This window comes from Sphingopyxis indica (assembly GCF_900188185.1).
GTDB classification, from domain to species: domain Bacteria; phylum Pseudomonadota; class Alphaproteobacteria; order Sphingomonadales; family Sphingomonadaceae; genus Sphingopyxis; species Sphingopyxis indica.
Map to the genome: position 1 here is coordinate 1 of NZ_FZPA01000006.1, position 15179 is coordinate 15179.

Here is a 15179-nt window from a genome sequence, read left to right on the forward strand (position 1 = left end):
GCTGCGCAGATGAGGAAGCAGCGTGTTGTTGATGACCGTGATGAACCCCCACATGAAAAAGAGGCTCGCAAGCAGAGCAAGCGGCCTTCCGTAGCGGATTCCGGGCTCCTGCGCGTTTTCGGCGGCATCGCCGGACGACGAGACAAGTGTGGGCATGATTATCCTCTCGATCGGGTACGCATGAATTCGTTTGCGAACCGGCTTGCACCTTTTCCATTTGTCGGACTATATCGCGGTGCAGGTCCCGTCAATGGGCCGCGATGTTTCCACCGGGGGTTTGGAGCGATCAGCTATGAGAAAACTGGAAAAGGCGCTGGCCGGCGCAGCCTTGGCAGCGATGGTGGCAGGACTTTGTCCGGCCGCCCATGCCGCCGAGGTCAAGCGCGAAATCGCCGGAACTCTGGCCGATGGCACCCAGGTCAGCGCGATCACGCTGACCGCCGACAATGGTATTTCCGCCACGGTCCTCTCCTATGGGGCGACGCTGCAGAAGCTCCTCGCGCCGGACAGCAACGGCAGGGTTGCCGACGTCCTCCTCGGCTATGACGAGCTGTCGGACTATGTCGAGCATCCCAATTATTTCGGCGTGACGGTCGGCCGCTATGCCAATCGCATCGCCGGCGGGCGCTTCACGCTCGACGGAAAAACCTATCAGCTCCCCCTCAACGACGGCCGGAACAGCCTGCACGGCGGGGATCATGGCTTCGACAAGACCGCCTGGGAGGTCGTCTCGACGAAGTCCGGCCCGACCGCGAGCGTCGTGCTCCGGCATGTCAGCCCCGACGGCGATTCGGGCTATCCGGGCCGCGTTGTCGCGACCGTCACCTACACCCTCGATGAAGCCGGAAATCTGGGCATCGCTTTCGAAGCGAAGACCGACAAGCCGACGGTCATCAACATGACGAACCATGCGATCTTCGACATGGCGGGCGAGGGGTCGGGCAACGGAGCGATGGGTCAGATGCTGACGATTCCCGCCAGTCACTTCACCCCCGTCGACGCCAATCTGATCCCGACCGGCGAATTGCGCCCGGTCGAAGGAAGTGTGTTCGACTTCCGCCAGGCGCGCCGCGTCGCCGACGGATTGCGCGACGGCACCGATCAGCAGATCGTCTATGGCCGCGGCTACGACCATAATTTCGCGCTCGACAAGGGCGTGACCGCCAGGCCGGAGCTCGCGGCGCGGCTCGAGGATCCGGCGTCCGGCCGCGTCCTCGAAGTCCTGACGACCGAACCCGGCGTGCAGTTCTACTCCGGCAATTTCCTCGACGGGACGCTGATCGGCAAGCAGGGACATCTCTACCGGATGGGCGACGGCATCGCGCTCGAACCGCAGAAATTTCCCGATGCGCCCAACCATCCCGATTTCGTTTCCGCCCGCGTCGATCCCGGCAAGCCTTACCGACATGTCATGATCTATCGTCTTTCCACTTCGCGTTGATCGAAACGGACTTTCATGACAAACCGCAAATCACCCGGAACGCCGTCAGCGAAGCTGCGATCGCGCGCCTGGTTCGACAATCCCGACAATATCGACATGACGTCGCTCTACCTCGAGCGATATCTGAATTTCGGGCTCAGCCTCGAGGAATTGCGGTCGGGCAAGCCGATCATCGGCATCGCCCAGACCGGCAGCGACCTCAGCCCGTGCAACCGGCATCACCTCGTCCTGGCCGAACGCATCCGCGAGGGTATTCGCGAGGCCGGGGGGATCGCCATCGAATTCCCCGTCCATCCGATTCAGGAAACGGGCAAGCGCCCGACCGCGGGCCTCGACCGCAATCTGGCCTATCTCGCGCTGGTCGAAGCGCTCTATGGCTATCCGATCGACGGCGTGGTGCTGACAACCGGCTGCGACAAGACGACCCCGGCGCTGCTGATGGCCGCCGCCACGGTGAATATTCCGGCGATCGCCCTGTCGGTCGGACCGATGCTCAACGGCTGGCACAAGGGCGAGCGGACGGGATCGGGCACGATCGTGTGGAAGGGCCGCGAGTTGCTCGCCGCCGGCGAACTGGACGAAGAAGGCTTCATCAAGCTGGTCGCATCGTCCGCGCCCTCGACCGGCTATTGCAACACGATGGGCACCGCCACGACGATGAATTCGCTCGCCGAGGCGCTGGGCATGATGCTGCCCGGTTCGGCCGCCATTCCGGCCCCCTATCGGGACCGGCAGGAATGCGCCTATCGCACCGGCAAGCGCGCGGTCGAGATGGTCCACGAGGATCTCAAACCCTCCGACATTCTGACGCTCGATGCGTTTCACAATGCGATTGCCGTCAATTCGGCGATCGGCGGATCGACCAATGCGCCCATCCATCTGGCCGCCATCGCGCGCCATATGGGCGTCGACCTGCCACTCAAGGACTGGGAGACCATCGGCCACAGGATTCCGCTGCTGGTGAATCTGCAGCCCGCCGGCGAATATCTGGGCGAGGATTATTACCGTGCCGGCGGCGTGCCCGCGGTGGTTGCACAGTTGATCGGGCAGGGGCTGATCCGCGAGCAGGCGATGACCGTGAACGGCCGCACGATCGGCGACAATTGCCGCGACGCGACCATCGAGGACGATCGCGTCATCAAGCCCTTCGATGAAGCGCTGCGCAAGGACGCCGGTTTCCTGGTCCTGAGCGGCAATCTGTTCGATGCCGCGATCATGAAGACCAGCGTCATCAGCGACGAGTTCCGCGACCGCTATCTTTCGAACCCCGACGATCCGGACGCTTTCGAAGGACCGGCGATCGTGTTCGACGGGCCGGAGGACTATCACCGCCGCATCGACGACCCCGCGCTCGGCATCACGCGCGAGACGCTGATGTTCATGCGCGGCGCCGGCCCCATCGGCTACCCCGGCGCCGCCGAAGTGGTGAACATGCGCCCGCCCGCCTACCTCATCACCGAAGGCGTTTCGGCGCTGCCCTGTATCGGCGACGGCCGCCAGTCGGGCACGAGCGGCAGTCCCTCGATCCTCAACGCCAGCCCGGAGGCCGCGGCAATGGGCGGGCTCGCCCTTCTGCGCACGGGCGACCGCGTGCGCATCGACCTCGGCAAGGGCACGGTCAATGTGCTGATTTCGGACGAGGAACTGAACGAGCGGCGGGCCGCCCTCAAGGCGCAAGGCGGCTATCCTTATCCGGCTTCGCAGACTCCCTGGCAGGAGATCCAGCGCAATATCGTCGGCCAGATGAATACCGGCGCCATCCTCGAAGGGGCCGAAAAATATCAGCGCATCGCCCAGACGATGGGCCTGCCCCGCGACAATCACTGAGAAAGGGACCCCGATTGGGCCGGTGGCGCAAGATCGAACGCGAGGTTCGGGACAGTCTGGGCGAGGGCACGCTGTGGAGCGCACGCGAAAATGCGGTCTATTGGGTCGACATCCTCGCGCCGGCGCTCAACCGGCTGTCGCTCGCCAACGGCGCGATCGAGCGCTGGGACATGCCCGAGCCGCTGGGCTGGGTTGTGGAAAACCGGCAAGGCGAACTGATCGGCGGGTTCCAGAGCGGCTTCGGCCGGATCTCGCTCGCCCCTCCGGACATCGCGCCTATCCACGATCCCGAACCCCACCTGCCCGGCAATCGCATGAACGACGGCAAGGCCGATCGCATGGGCGCGATCTGGTGCGGCACGATGGACATGGCCGAAGAAGAGGCGCGCGGATCGCTCTATCGCCTGTCGCCCGATGGCGCCTGCCATGTCGTGGACAGCGGCTATATGGTCCCCAACGGCCCGGCCTTCTCCCCGTGCGGCCGGTGGCTCTACCACGCCGACACGGCGCGCCGTACCATCTATCGGTTCGAGGCCGACGAAACGAAGATCGGCGGAAAGACGCCTTTCATCCGGTTCGGGGAAAGCGACGGCTACCCCGACGGAATGACCTGCGACGCCGAAGGCTTTCTGTGGGTCGCGCATTGGGACGGCGCGCGCATCAGCCGCTTCGCGCCCGATGGCCGGCTCGATCGGACGATTCCGCTCCCCGCTCAGCGCGTGACCAACATCACATTCGCCGGTGACCGGCTCGACCGCATGTTCGTGACGTCGGCGGCTACCGGTCTCCCCGCCTCGGAATTCGATGGCGCGCTCTTCGAAATCGACAGCGGCGTTCGCGGCAATCCCACGGGCATTTATCAAGGGTGAGGCCTGCGTCGCGTTTCCATTGGACAGCCGCCGGGAATCGCCGCCACTGACCAGAATACGCCGGAAACGCGGCGCGTTCCCACAAACCGGAAACGCAGCGCGCACACCGCATCCCACGCATTAAGATATGAAAATAGATGAAAAATCTGGATGCCCCGCGAGGATTCGAACCTCGATAGACGGAATCAGAATCCGTAGTCTTACCATTAGACGACGGGGCAGTGAGGGGCGCCAGATAGTCGGCGCGATTGCGCCGGTCAAGGGGGTAGCGGGCGCCATCTGGAAGGGAACCGCCGCCTTGTCGCACATGCCCGCTTGCCCTGATGTATTTCGCCGCTAGCATCGACAGTTACAAGAAAAGGGGCCGCGCGCCCGCGCGCAGGCACCCGGGATGGAGGTGGACTGATGCGTCATGTCGCGATCGTCGGGTCGGGTCCGGCGGGCTATTATACCGCCGAAACCTTGCAGAAGGCCGATGATATCGCGGTGGACGTGATCGACCGCCTGCCCGTCCCCTATGGCTTGATCCGCACCGGCGTCGCGCCCGATCACCAGTCGATCAAGGCGGTGTCGCGCCGTTATGAGGGCGTCGCGCTGACCGACAATGTCCGCTTCGTCGGCCATGTCGCGGTCGGCGAGGACGTGTCGATCGACGAATTGCTGTCGCTCTATGACGCGGTCGTGCTCGCGACCGGGGCGCCGAACGACCGCCCGCTCGGCATAGCCGGCGCCGACCTGCCGGGGGTGATCGGTAGCGCCGCTTTCGTCGGCTGGTACAACGGGCATCCCGATTTCGCCGATCTCGACCCGCCGCTGGGCGCGCCCGGCGTCGCGGTGATCGGCAACGGCAATGTCGCGCTCGACGTCGCGCGCATCCTTGCCAAGTCGCCCGCCGAGTTCGCGGGGAGCGACATCGTCGCCCATGCGCGCGACGCGCTAGCGCATAGCGGGGTGCGCGAAATCCATATCCTCGGCCGCCGCGGGCCGCACCAGATCGCGATGACGCCGAAGGAACTGGGCGAACTCGGCCATCTCGACCGCGCGAGCCCGCGCGTCGACCCCGCCGACCTGCCGCCCGAGGGCGACGACGCGCTGCTCGAGCCCGGAATGCGCAAGTCGGTCACGCATCTGCGCGACTTTGCCGCGAACCCGGTCGCGAAACCGGTGACGATCGACTTCGACTTTTTCGCCAGCCCCGTCGCCATCGAGGGCGACGGCCGTGTCGAGCGCGTGATCGTCGAGAAGACCGAACTCGACGCCGATCTGCGCAGTCGCGGCACCGGCGAAACCTATGCGATCGACGCGGGGCTGGTGATCAGCTGTATCGGTTATCAGACCCCGCCGATCCCCGGCGTCCCCTATGAGCACGGCCGCGGCCGCTTCGCCAACGACGAGGGACGCATCCTGCCCGGCCTCTATTGCGTCGGCTGGGCGCGGCGCGGGCCGACGGGGACGATCGGCACCAACAAGCCCGACGGCGCGCGCGTTGCCGAACTGGTGCTCGGCGACATCGGGCGCGGCGCGGGCAAGCCGGGGCGTCCGGGGCTCGACGCGCTGCTCGCGAGCCGCGGCGCGACGCCCGTGACTTTCCGCGACTGGCGGCGGATCGAGGAGGCCGAGGTCAGGGCCGCGATCGAGGGCGCGCCGCGCGAAAAATTCGTCAGTATCGAGGCGATGCTCGCTGCGATCGGGCGCTGAAGTGATTTCGAGTGAGATGAAACATTTCACGGCTCGGAAATCACGGAAAAACAAGACTCTAGAGTGCCGGTTTTGATTCCATCAAAACCGAACGCACTCTAGTCGGCGGCCTTGTCCGCGACCGGCGTCTCGATCGGCGGGTGACCCGCCTGCGTGTCGGCATAGGCTTCGACCATCTTCAGCACGCGCAGCATGTTGCCGCTCGCGATCTTTTCGAGGTCGGACCGGCTGTAGCCGCGCCGCGCCAGTTCGGCGAACAGCGCCGGATAGCCGGTAACATCCTCCATCCCGACCGGGGTGGCGTCCATCCCGTCGTAATCGCCGCCGATGCCGATATGGTCGATGCCGATCGCACCCTTGATATGGTCGATATGGTCGGCGGCGCGCGCGATCGGCACCTGCGGCGCCGGGTGCGCCGCGTCCCATGCCTTCAATGCCGCTGCGGCGCCCGCCGGATCGCCGAGATATTGCGCGTCGAACCGCGCCTTCGCCGCCGTGCGATCGAGCCCATGCTTGCGCAACTCGGGATCGAGAAAGGCGGCGTAGAGCACCACCATCACGATGCCGCCGTTCGCCTTGACGAGCGGCAGCACGTCGTCGGGGACGTTGCGCGGATGGTCGGCGACGCCGCGCGCGCCCGAATGGCTGAACATCACCGGCGCCCTTGCGACGCGCAGCGCGTCCTTCATCGTCGCGGGGCTCACGTGGCTCAGATCGACGATCATGCCGATGCGGTTCATCTCGCGCACCACCTGCTCGCCGAAAGGGGTGAGCCCGTCGTGCGCGGGCGCGTCGGTCGCGCTGTCGGCCCAGGGTGTGTTCCTGCCGTGGGTCAGCGTCATATAGCGCGCACCGAGCGCATACATCTGGCGCAGCACCGCGAGCGACGAGCCGATCGAATGGCCGCCCTCCATTCCCAGCATTCCGGCGACCTTGCCCGCCTTCATCGCTTGCTCCAGCTCGGCGGCGTTCGACGCGAGCATCATCTGCTTCGGATAGCGCGCGATCAGCCGCTTCGCGACGTCGATCTGTTCGATCGTCTGCTGCACAGCTTCGGCTTCGTCGTCGTTCGACGGGACATAGACCGACCAGAATTGCGCGCCGACATGCCCCTTGCGCAGCCGCTGGAGGTCGGTGTGCATCGCAGCGCGCGGAGGATCGCCATCGAGCGTCGCGGTGTCGGTCGTATCGACGAAATCGAAATCGTTGATGACGTTATGCACCCGCCCGCGCAGCGCCCACGGCACGTCGTTGTGTCCGTCGAACACCGGCGCGGCCCGGAGCGCGGCTTCGGCCACCGCCTCGGGCGATTGCTGTGCTGCGGCGGAGCTGGCGAAGAGGGCGAAGGCGGCGAGGCCGGCGAGCTGATGAGGTCTTTTCATGGACGGCGAACCTAGCTGGTCGGCGGCGGCGCGCAAGCCCGCAGCCGACAGGGCCGGCTCGACAGGTCGCGTCAACGGGACGCACGCGACGGCGCGAAGAAGAATAATCTCGCACAAAGACACAAAGGCACAAAGAGGGCATCGAACAGCGCGCGCGACCCTGTCGCCGCAGGCGATTAACGAAGTGGCGCGTCGCGCGGGTCGCCCACAACAGGCCAGGCGCAATCCACCCTCTTCGTGCCTTCGTGCCTTTGTGCGAGTCCTCTTTTTCTTTCTCCTTTGCGCCTTCGCGTGAGACCAAAATGGCGCCGTCGGCGCAGCCCAACTTGACGTTAACGTCAATCGCGCGCAGCATCGCGCGCATGACAGCATTCGACGACTGGCGCACCCGCTCTCCCTATTATGACGAAACCCACGACGCGCTCGCGCAGAGCGTCCGCCGCTTCGTCGAACGCGAGATCGCGCCCCATATCGACCGGTGGGAAGCCGAGGGGGAGCTTCCGCGCGAACTGCACCGGAAGGCGGCCGAGGCGGGCATATTGGGGCTGCGCTATCCCGAGCAATATGGCGGGCACAGCGAGGGCTTCGACAATTTCCACAGCCTCGTCGTCACCGAGGAGCTGGCCGCGGTCGGCGCGGGCGGGCTCGGCGCATCGCTGATGACGCATGGCATCGGCCTGCCGCCGATTCTCGCGCTCGGATCGGAGGAGCTCAAGCAGCGCGTTGCGCCGCCGGTGCTCGCGGGCGAGAAGATCATCGCGCTCGGCATCACCGAGGCGGGCGGCGGCAGCGACGTCGCCAACCTCAAGACGACCGCAGTGAGAGAAGGCGATCATTATGTCGTCAACGGCGGCAAGATGTTCATCACCAGCGGCATGCGCGCCGACTGGCTGACCTGCGCGGTGCGCACCGGCGGGCCGGGCGCGGCGGGCATCTCGCTGCTGCTAATCGACATGGGCGCGCCCGGCGTCGAGCGCAGCCGGCTCGACAAGATGGGCTGGCGCTGCAGCGACACCGCGGCGATCCATTTCAGCGATGTGCGCGTGCCCGCCGACAATCTGATCGGGCCGGAGAATGGCGGTTTCATCGGCATCATGCGCAATTTCAACAGCGAACGGCTCGGCATGGCGATGGGTTGCTGCGCCTACGCCCGCGTCGCGATGGCCGAGGCGGCCGAATGGGCGAAGAACCGCGAGACCTTTGGGCGTCCGCTCGTCGGTCATCAGTCGATCCGCATCAAGCTCGCCGACATGGAGCGCCAGATCGAAGCGACGCAGGCGTGGGTCGACCTCTGCGCGTGGCAGGTGAAGGAGGGCAAGGATCGCCCCGCCGACTTCGCGATGCTCAAGGTGCAGGCGACCCGGATGCTCGAGGCTGTCGCGCGCGAGGCGGCACAAATCCTCGGCGGGGCGAGCTATATCACCGGCAGCAAGGTCGAACGCATCTACCGCGAGGTCCGCGTCAACGCGATCGGCGGCGGCAGCGAGGAAATCATGCTAGACTTGGCCGGACGGCAATTATTCGGCGGAGGAAAGACGTGAACGAAATGACCGCAAGTTGGCCCGCCGAGGCCGAAACGCTTTTGGGCGACCTGGTGACCCTGCGCCGCGCGATTCATCGCGAGCCCGAACTCGGCCTCCAGACCCCCAAGACGCTCGCGAAGATCAAGGATGCACTCGCCGGGCTGCCGCTCGAATTGCGCGAGGGGCCGTCGACCACGGGGCTGATCGCGATCCTGCGCGGGCCCGCGAACGGGCGCACCGTGCTGCTGCGCGGCGACATGGACGCGCTGCCCCTGCTCGAAGATACGGGGCTCGATTTCGCGTCCGAAACGAGCGGCGCGATGCATGCGTGCGGGCATGACACGCATGTCGCGATGCTCGTCGGCGCGGCGAAGCTGCTCTGCGCGGCGCGCGATCGCCTGGCCGGCACGGTGATGTTCATGTTCCAGCCGGGCGAAGAGGGGCATCATGGCGCGCGCTTCATGCTCGAGGACGGGTTGATCGACCCGCTCCCCGACGCCGCCTTCGCGCTCCATATCATGCCCAACGCGCCGCACGGCATCTTCGCGGGGCGCGCGGGGCCGCTGCTCGCCTCATCCGACGTGCTCAACATCTCGGTCAAGGGCGCCGGCGGCCATGCCTCGATGCCGCAGGATACCATCGACCCGATCCCCGTCGCGTGCGAGATCGTCTCGGCGATCCAGACGATGGTGACGCGCAAAATCTCGGTCTTCGATCCCGCGGTCGTCACCATCGCGAAGATCGCGGCGGGGACGACGAACAATATCATCCCCGAAAGTGCCGAGATGACCGGCACGATCCGCACCCTGTCGCCCGAGCGCCGTGCGATGGTCGCGCGCGAGCTTCGGCGCCTCGCCCCCGCGATCGCCGAAGCGCATGGCTGCACCGCCGAAGTGCATATCGAGGAAGGTTTCCCCGTCACCGTCTGCGACGCCCGCGCGGTCGCCTTCGGGCAGGGGGTCGTCGAAGAAACCTTCGGCGAGGACGCCTGGCTGACGATGGACAATCCGGTGATGGGGGCGGAGGATTTCGCCTATGTCCTCGAAAAAGTCCCCGGCGCGATGTTCTGGCTCGGCGCGAGCGAGGCGGGGAGCGACTGGCGAAGCTGCTGCGGCCTCCATTCGAACCGCATGGTCCTCGACGAGAGCGTCATGGCCCGCGGCGCCGCGCTCCATGCGGCGTTGGCAGAGCGGTTTTTGACTGAGGGGTTTGGATAGGAAATGATCTCACGCAAAGGCGCAAAGGCGCAAAGAAGGGAGCTTCAGCAGCGATGATTGTTAGCCACGCGCCGGACCCCTTCCTTGAAGGTCTCGCCACCAAAGTTGATGAGTAGTCCAAGCGGCAAATCCAGCAGGCGAAGATAGGTCAGGACCTGCTTTCCATGGAGCGGCGAAAGCCGCTCGACCGATTTTAGTTCAACGAGCAATTTCCCCTCGATCAGAAGGTCGGCGCGAAAGCCCTCGGGCAATTGCACACCGTCATAACGGATCGGGATCGGCGCTTGCCGCTCGATAGTCAGCCCGCGGCGAGCGAGCTGATCGGCCATGATCGCTTCGTAAACCGATTCAAGCAGACCCGGCCCCAGATTCTTGTGGAGATGGAAGCCGCAGTCGACGGCCATGCGGGCCAATTCCTCGATCTCCAACACGCCCCCTTCTTTGCGCCTTTGCGCCTTTGCGTGAGATATTCTCTACTCGACCCTCACGGCACCAGCACCGTATCGGCCGCCTCCGGCAGCGTGTCGGGATAGTCGAGCGTGTAGTGGAGCCCGCGGCTTTCCTTGCGGTGGAGCGCGCTTCTGACGATCAGGTCGGCGCATTGCAGCAGGTTGCGTAGCTCGATCAGGTCGGTGGTGACGCGGAAGTGGCCGTAATAATCCTCGACCTCATCGGTCATCATCTTGATGCGGTGCTGCGCGCGTTCGAGCCGCTTGGTCGTGCGGACGATGCCGACATAATTCCACATGAAGCGGCGGATCTCGGTCCAGTTCTGCTTGATGACGACTTCCTCGTCCGAATCGGTGACGCGGCTTTCGTCCCACGCGCGGATCGCGGGCGGCGGTTCGAGCGCGTCCCAGCGCGCGACGATGTCCTTCGCCGCCGCCTCGCCGAAGACGAAACATTCGAGCAGGCTGTTCGAGGCAAGGCGGTTCGCGCCGTGGAGACCGCTTTCGGTCACTTCGCCCGCGGCATAGAGGCCCGGCAGGTCGGTGCGCCCGGCGAGGTCGATCAGCACGCCGCCGCAGGTATAATGCTGCGCCGGCACCACCGGGATCGGCTGTTTCGTCATGTCGATGCCGAGCGAAAGCAGCTTGTCGTAGATGTTCGGGAAATGCCCCGCGACGAAATCGGGGTCCTTGTGGCTGATGTCGAGGTGGACATAGTCGAGGCCGTAGCGCTTGATCTGGTCGTCGTTCGCACGCGCGACGATGTCGCGCGGGGCAAGTTCTGCGCGCGCGTCATAATCGGGCATATAGCGGTGCCCCGTGACCGGATGCCTGAGCAGTCCGCCCTCGCCGCGCACCGCCTCGGTAATGAGGAAATTCTTGACCTCAAGATTATAGAGGCAGGTCGGGTGGAACTGCATCATCTCCATGTTGCTGACCCGCGCACCCGCACGCCACGCCATCGCGATGCCGTCGCCGGTCGCGCCCCTCGGCGCGGTCGAGAATTGATAGACGCGCCCCGCGCCGCCGCTCGCGAGGATCGTCGCGCGCCCGACATGCGCGTGGACCTTGCCGCTCGCCTCGTCGAGCGCATAGACCCCCCACACGCGCCCCGACCCCGAGTAGCGCGCCTCGTGGCGCCCGGTGATGAGGTCGATGCACGCCTGCCCGGGAAGCAAGGTGATGTTCGGATGCGCCTCGGCGGTCTGGAGCAGCGCCGCCTGCACCGCCCAGCCGGTCGCGTCGTCGACATGGACGATCCGCCGGTGCGAATGCCCGCCCTCGCGCGTCAGGTGGAGCGCGCCTTCCTCCTTGTTGAAGGCGACCCCCATCTCGATCAGCCGCTCGATCGCATGCGGGGCGTTCTCGACCACGAACTCGACCGTCTCGCGCCGGTTCAGTCCCGCGCCCGCGACCATCGTATCCTCGATATGGTTTTCGAAGGTGTCTCCCGCGTCGAGCACCGCGGCGATGCCGCCTTGCGCCCATGCGGTCGAGCCGCCCGTCAGATTGCCCTTGGCGAGCACGAGCACCCGGCAATGGTCGGCGAGGCTGATCGCGGCGGTCAATCCTGCGGCACCGGAGCCGATGATGATGACGTCGTGCTGCGCGATATGGGTAGGCAAGGCAGGTTCCTCTCGGCCTTCGAAGCGCGCACCTATACGCGAAAGCGACGGCGGTTCAATTCGATGTGCGCGCTTGCCGCAGGGTCGTCCGCTCGCCTATGCCAAAGCCGTTTTGAGTGCAGCGTGTGCTCCCGCGAAGGCGGGAGCCCATCTCCCATCGGTTCCATTTTGCGCCGAGCGGAGATGGATCCCCGCCTTCGCGGGGACACACCGTCAGGAACAATCCGCGCATTTGCGCTGCCAATTGGGATGTCTCGATGCCCCTTTTTCTCCTGTTTTCCCGCCTTGCCCTGTTCCTCGGCCTCGCCGCGCTCGCTGCGCCCGCGCTCGCCGCACCCGCCTGCCCCCTCGGCGCGCCGGGAACGACGCAGCGCGTCGCGGTCGCGGGCACCGGGCGGTCGATGCTGATCCATATCCCGGTCGGCGTGCGCCATATCCGCGATCTGCCGCTCGTCTTCCTTCTCCACGGCAGCACGAGCAACGGGCAGGAAATGCTCGACTATTCGGGACTCGCCGCGACCTCCGACCATCATGGCTTTCTGCTCGCCGCGCCCGATGCCGGCATTCCCGCGGGCAAGGGCTTCGTCTGGAACATCCCCGGCGTGCCCACCGTCACCGGCGCGGTGCCGGCCGCCGACGATCCCGACGACGTCGCTTACCTGACCGCCGCGATCGACTGGCTCGCGGCGCAAAAGTGCATTGATGTCGCGCGCGTCTATGCGACCGGCCTGTCGGGCGGCGGACGCATGACCTCGTGGCTCGGCTGCGTCGCATCGGACCGCTTCGCGGCGATCGCGCCCGTCGTCGGGCTGCGCGCGGGCAATCCTTCGGCGGACGATCCGCAGCGCCCCGACCCTGCAACCTGCCAGCCGAAGAAGGCGGTTCCCGTCTATGCCTTTGCGGGCAGCGACGACACGACCAACCCCGTCGCGGGCGGCGGCGCCGGCTATTGGCAATATTCGATGGCGACCGCGCTCGCACGCTGGGCGGAACTCGATGGGTGCCGCATCGGCCCGCAGATCTTCACTGTCTCCGGCACCGCCGAAGAGCAAATCTATTCGAACTGCCGCGGCGACGCGCGCGTCGCGGGGCGGATCGTCGCGGGCCGCGGCCACGAATGGGTCGCCGACAATGAAGCGATGTGGACCTTCTTCGCGCGCTACCGGCGGTAGGGCGAATCTTACGCCGCGCTGCGCGTCAGGTTGAGGAACACATCCTCGAGGTCGGCCTCGCGCGTCGACACGTCGACGATATGGTGCCCCATCGCACCCACTGCGGCGAGCACCTCGCCGGCGTTCATGCGATCCTTGTTATAGCTGATCGCGAGGCCGCGTGTCCCCTCGCGCTCGATCTTGTCGAAAGCGGGATGCTCGGGCAGCATCGTCACATCCTCGTCGAGCGTCACCACGACGATTTTCTCGCGCGCCATGTCGACCAGTTCGCGCGTCGGCTTGTTCGCGATCAGTCTGCCGTGGTTGATGATCGCGATGCGGTCGCAAAGCTCCTCGGCTTCTTCCAGATAATGCGTCGTCAGCACGACGGTGACGCCGCGGTCGTTGAGGCCCTGCACATAGTCCCACAGCTGCTGGCGCAGCTCGATATCGACCCCCGCGGTCGGCTCGTCGAGGACGATGATCGGCGGCGAATGCACCATCGCCTTGGCGACGAGCAGGCGGCGCTTCATCCCGCCCGACAAGGTGCGGGCATAGGCATCGCGCTTGTCGGTCAGATGCACCGCGGCGAGCAGCGCGTCCGAAATCCGCTTGTCCTTCGGCACGCCATAGAGCCCCGCCTGATTCTCGAGCGTCTCGAACGGCGTGAAAAAGGGATCGAAGACGATTTCCTGCGGCACGATGCCGATCGAATATTTGGCGTTGCGCGGATCGGCGTCGATGTCGAAGCCCCAGATGCTCGCGTGCCCGCCGGTCTTGTTGACGAGCCCCGCGAGGATGTTGATCAGCGTCGACTTGCCCGCGCCATTGGGGCCGAGCAGTCCGAAAATCTGGCCGCGCGGCACGTCGAAGCTCACATCGTCGAGCGCCTGCTTGCCGCCCGCATAGATTTTGGAAACGGAGTCGATGCGGATCGCGGCTTCGGTCATGGCGGCTCTCATAGCGGCGGCGGCGGCGGGACGAAAGAGGCTCGCGCCTTTCGGATGTGCGGCCCCCGCGTTAAACATATTTTTGCGCCTCGCCGCTAGCAGGGGCAGCGTGAGGACCAGGCACAGCAAAATCCCGCAGCGCCTGCTGCGCGGCATCGCCGTCTGCGCGCTTCCGACGGCGATCACCGTCGGCGCGCCGGCCCATGCCCAAACGGCAGCCAATGGCGACGCCGAGGCGATCGTGCTGCGGCCGCTCTCCTTCTTCAAGGTCAACGACCTCGACTTCGGGAGCATCATCGCGTCGAACACCGCGGGCACGGTGCGTATCGCGCCCGACGGCACCCGCAGCGCGAGCGGCGGAGCGGCGCTTGCAGGCGGCAACGCCGAGCCTGCGCGCTTCGCGGGGCTCGGCACCTACAACCGCCAGGTCAATATCGCGCTGTCACCGCACAACATCTGGATCACCGGGCCCGGGCAGCGGATGCGCGTCCGCGATTTCGAGATCGGCAGCACGCCGACCGCGATCCTGTCGACCAGCCCCATCCGCTTTCGCATCGGCGCGCCGCTCGGCAACTATAATTTCCCGGTCGGCGCGACGCTCTACGTCAACGCGAATCAGGCCCCCGGCGACTATAGCGGGACGTTCACGATCACCCTGAACTACCTGTGACGGCCCCGCAGCGCAGGCTCTGTCCGCAGCCGATTGCCGAGGCGCGAGCCGCTTGCTATGGGCGCGGTCGATGACCCAGCCTGTCCCCGCCCCCGCGCCCGAAACGCTCCGCGTCACCCAGACCCGCATCGCCTGCGACGGCACCGGCGACGGGCTCGCCGATGTCGCGCTCGGCCACCCGCGCGTCTGGCTCGAAATCGACCCCGAAGACGGCTTCGTCGACTGCGGCTATTGCGATCGGCGTTTCGTCCTCATCGGCGGGGTCGCCGACCACGAATGAGCGCGTGAGCCGTCAAAGGTAAAGCGCGCCTTTACCATAGCCGTGCATCATCGACTCACCCGCCGCTGGCATAAGCTGTGCCAGACAGGAGCGGAAT

The 15179-nt window shown here is 66.0% G+C and carries 13 protein-coding genes, 1 tRNA gene and 1 pseudogene; 9 read left to right on the top strand and 6 right to left on the bottom strand.

The window, feature by feature from the left end; all coding sequences use genetic code 11:
- Positions 1–156, bottom strand: a pseudogene (locus CHB69_RS20520) (glucose/galactose MFS transporter); the annotation flags it as partial.
- A gap of 136 nt (positions 157–292) precedes the next feature.
- Here CHB69_RS20520 and CHB69_RS09325 point away from each other — a divergent pair.
- From CHB69_RS09325 to CHB69_RS09335, 3 genes are read left to right on the top strand one after another with little or no spacing between them, the layout of a single operon-like run.
- Entirely contained in the window at positions 293–1441 is a 1149-nt protein-coding gene (locus CHB69_RS09325) for an aldose epimerase family protein (RefSeq protein ID WP_089215750.1), read from the top strand.
- Between the two features lie 15 nt (positions 1442–1456).
- Positions 1457–3268 carry an IlvD/Edd family dehydratase gene (locus CHB69_RS09330; RefSeq protein WP_089215751.1) on the top strand — a complete coding sequence of 604 codons (1812 nt, stop codon included), beginning with the start codon at positions 1457–1459 and terminating at the stop codon, positions 3266–3268.
- A 14-nt stretch (positions 3269–3282) separates the two neighbouring features.
- Positions 3283–4137 carry an SMP-30/gluconolactonase/LRE family protein gene (locus CHB69_RS09335; protein WP_089215752.1) on the top strand — a complete coding sequence of 285 codons (855 nt, stop codon included), beginning with the start codon at positions 3283–3285 and terminating at the stop codon, positions 4135–4137.
- Between the two features lie 147 nt (positions 4138–4284).
- On the opposite strand, the gene CHB69_RS09340 is transcribed toward CHB69_RS09335, so the two are convergent.
- A tRNA-Gln gene (locus CHB69_RS09340) sits at positions 4285–4358 on the bottom strand.
- A 184-nt stretch (positions 4359–4542) separates the two neighbouring features.
- On the opposite strand from CHB69_RS09340, the gene CHB69_RS09345 reads away from it, so the two are divergent.
- Positions 4543–5835: an FAD-dependent oxidoreductase gene (locus CHB69_RS09345; RefSeq protein WP_089215753.1), complete on the top strand. Its 1293-nt coding sequence runs from the start codon at positions 4543–4545 to the stop codon at positions 5833–5835.
- A 98-nt stretch (positions 5836–5933) separates the two neighbouring features.
- Here CHB69_RS09345 and CHB69_RS09350 read toward each other — a convergent pair whose 3' ends face one another.
- Positions 5934–7217 (bottom strand): dipeptidase, encoded by a 1284-nt coding sequence (locus tag CHB69_RS09350; protein ID WP_089215754.1) that lies wholly within the window; start codon positions 7215–7217, stop codon positions 5934–5936.
- A 362-nt stretch (positions 7218–7579) separates the two neighbouring features.
- Between CHB69_RS09350 and CHB69_RS09355 the strand changes: the two genes are divergently transcribed.
- Positions 7580–8758 carry an acyl-CoA dehydrogenase family protein gene (locus CHB69_RS09355; RefSeq protein WP_089215924.1) on the top strand — a complete coding sequence of 393 codons (1179 nt, stop codon included), beginning with the start codon at positions 7580–7582 and terminating at the stop codon, positions 8756–8758.
- A gap of 5 nt (positions 8759–8763) precedes the next feature.
- Positions 8764–9957 (top strand): M20 metallopeptidase family protein, encoded by a 1194-nt coding sequence (locus CHB69_RS09360; RefSeq protein WP_089215925.1) that lies wholly within the window; start codon positions 8764–8766, stop codon positions 9955–9957.
- A gap of 44 nt (positions 9958–10001) precedes the next feature.
- Here CHB69_RS09360 and CHB69_RS09365 read toward each other — a convergent pair whose 3' ends face one another.
- Together CHB69_RS09365 and nadB are read right to left on the bottom strand one after the other, a co-directional pair.
- Positions 10002–10388, bottom strand: coding sequence for a GxxExxY protein (locus CHB69_RS09365; protein ID WP_245836668.1), 387 nt, complete (start codon positions 10386–10388; stop codon positions 10002–10004).
- A gap of 53 nt (positions 10389–10441) precedes the next feature.
- Positions 10442–12031 (bottom strand): L-aspartate oxidase, encoded by a 1590-nt coding sequence (gene nadB / locus CHB69_RS09370; RefSeq protein ID WP_170935501.1) that lies wholly within the window; start codon positions 12029–12031, stop codon positions 10442–10444.
- Between the two features lie 257 nt (positions 12032–12288).
- On the opposite strand from nadB, the gene CHB69_RS09375 reads away from it, so the two are divergent.
- Positions 12289–13203, top strand: a complete 915-nt coding sequence (locus CHB69_RS09375) for a CE1 family esterase (RefSeq protein WP_089215755.1) — start codon at positions 12289–12291, stop codon at positions 13201–13203.
- A gap of 8 nt (positions 13204–13211) precedes the next feature.
- On the opposite strand, the gene CHB69_RS09380 is transcribed toward CHB69_RS09375, so the two are convergent.
- Positions 13212–14132 carry an ABC transporter ATP-binding protein gene (locus CHB69_RS09380; RefSeq protein WP_089215756.1) on the bottom strand — a complete coding sequence of 307 codons (921 nt, stop codon included), beginning with the start codon at positions 14130–14132 and terminating at the stop codon, positions 13212–13214.
- A gap of 109 nt (positions 14133–14241) precedes the next feature.
- On the opposite strand from CHB69_RS09380, the gene CHB69_RS09385 reads away from it, so the two are divergent.
- Positions 14242–14802 carry a DUF4402 domain-containing protein gene (locus CHB69_RS09385; protein ID WP_245836669.1) on the top strand — a complete coding sequence of 187 codons (561 nt, stop codon included), beginning with the start codon at positions 14242–14244 and terminating at the stop codon, positions 14800–14802.
- A gap of 70 nt (positions 14803–14872) precedes the next feature.
- Positions 14873–15082 carry a zinc-finger domain-containing protein gene (locus CHB69_RS09390; protein WP_089215757.1) on the top strand — a complete coding sequence of 70 codons (210 nt, stop codon included), beginning with the start codon at positions 14873–14875 and terminating at the stop codon, positions 15080–15082.
- The last annotated feature ends 97 nt before the right edge of the window (positions 15083–15179 follow it).

Bases quoted from the DNA above. Each gene is read 5' to 3' on its own strand.
- CHB69_RS09380 (WP_089215756.1), bottom strand. From the start codon at position 14,132: ATGACCGAAGCCGCGATCCGCATCGACTCCGTTTCCAAAATCTATGCG.
- CHB69_RS09360 (WP_089215925.1), top strand. From the start codon at position 8,764: ATGACCGCAAGTTGGCCCGCCGAGGCCGAAACGCTTTTGGGCGACCTG.
- CHB69_RS09325 (WP_089215750.1), top strand. From the start codon at position 293: ATGAGAAAACTGGAAAAGGCGCTGGCCGGCGCAGCCTTGGCAGCGATG.
- CHB69_RS09375 (WP_089215755.1), top strand. From the start codon at position 12,289: ATGCCCCTTTTTCTCCTGTTTTCCCGCCTTGCCCTGTTCCTCGGCCTC.
- CHB69_RS09355 (WP_089215924.1), top strand. From the start codon at position 7,580: ATGACAGCATTCGACGACTGGCGCACCCGCTCTCCCTATTATGACGAA.
- CHB69_RS09350 (WP_089215754.1), bottom strand. From the start codon at position 7,217: ATGAAAAGACCTCATCAGCTCGCCGGCCTCGCCGCCTTCGCCCTCTTC.
- CHB69_RS09330 (WP_089215751.1), top strand. From the start codon at position 1,457: ATGACAAACCGCAAATCACCCGGAACGCCGTCAGCGAAGCTGCGATCG.
- CHB69_RS09390 (WP_089215757.1), top strand. From the start codon at position 14,873: ATGACCCAGCCTGTCCCCGCCCCCGCGCCCGAAACGCTCCGCGTCACC.
- CHB69_RS09345 (WP_089215753.1), top strand. From the start codon at position 4,543: ATGCGTCATGTCGCGATCGTCGGGTCGGGTCCGGCGGGCTATTATACC.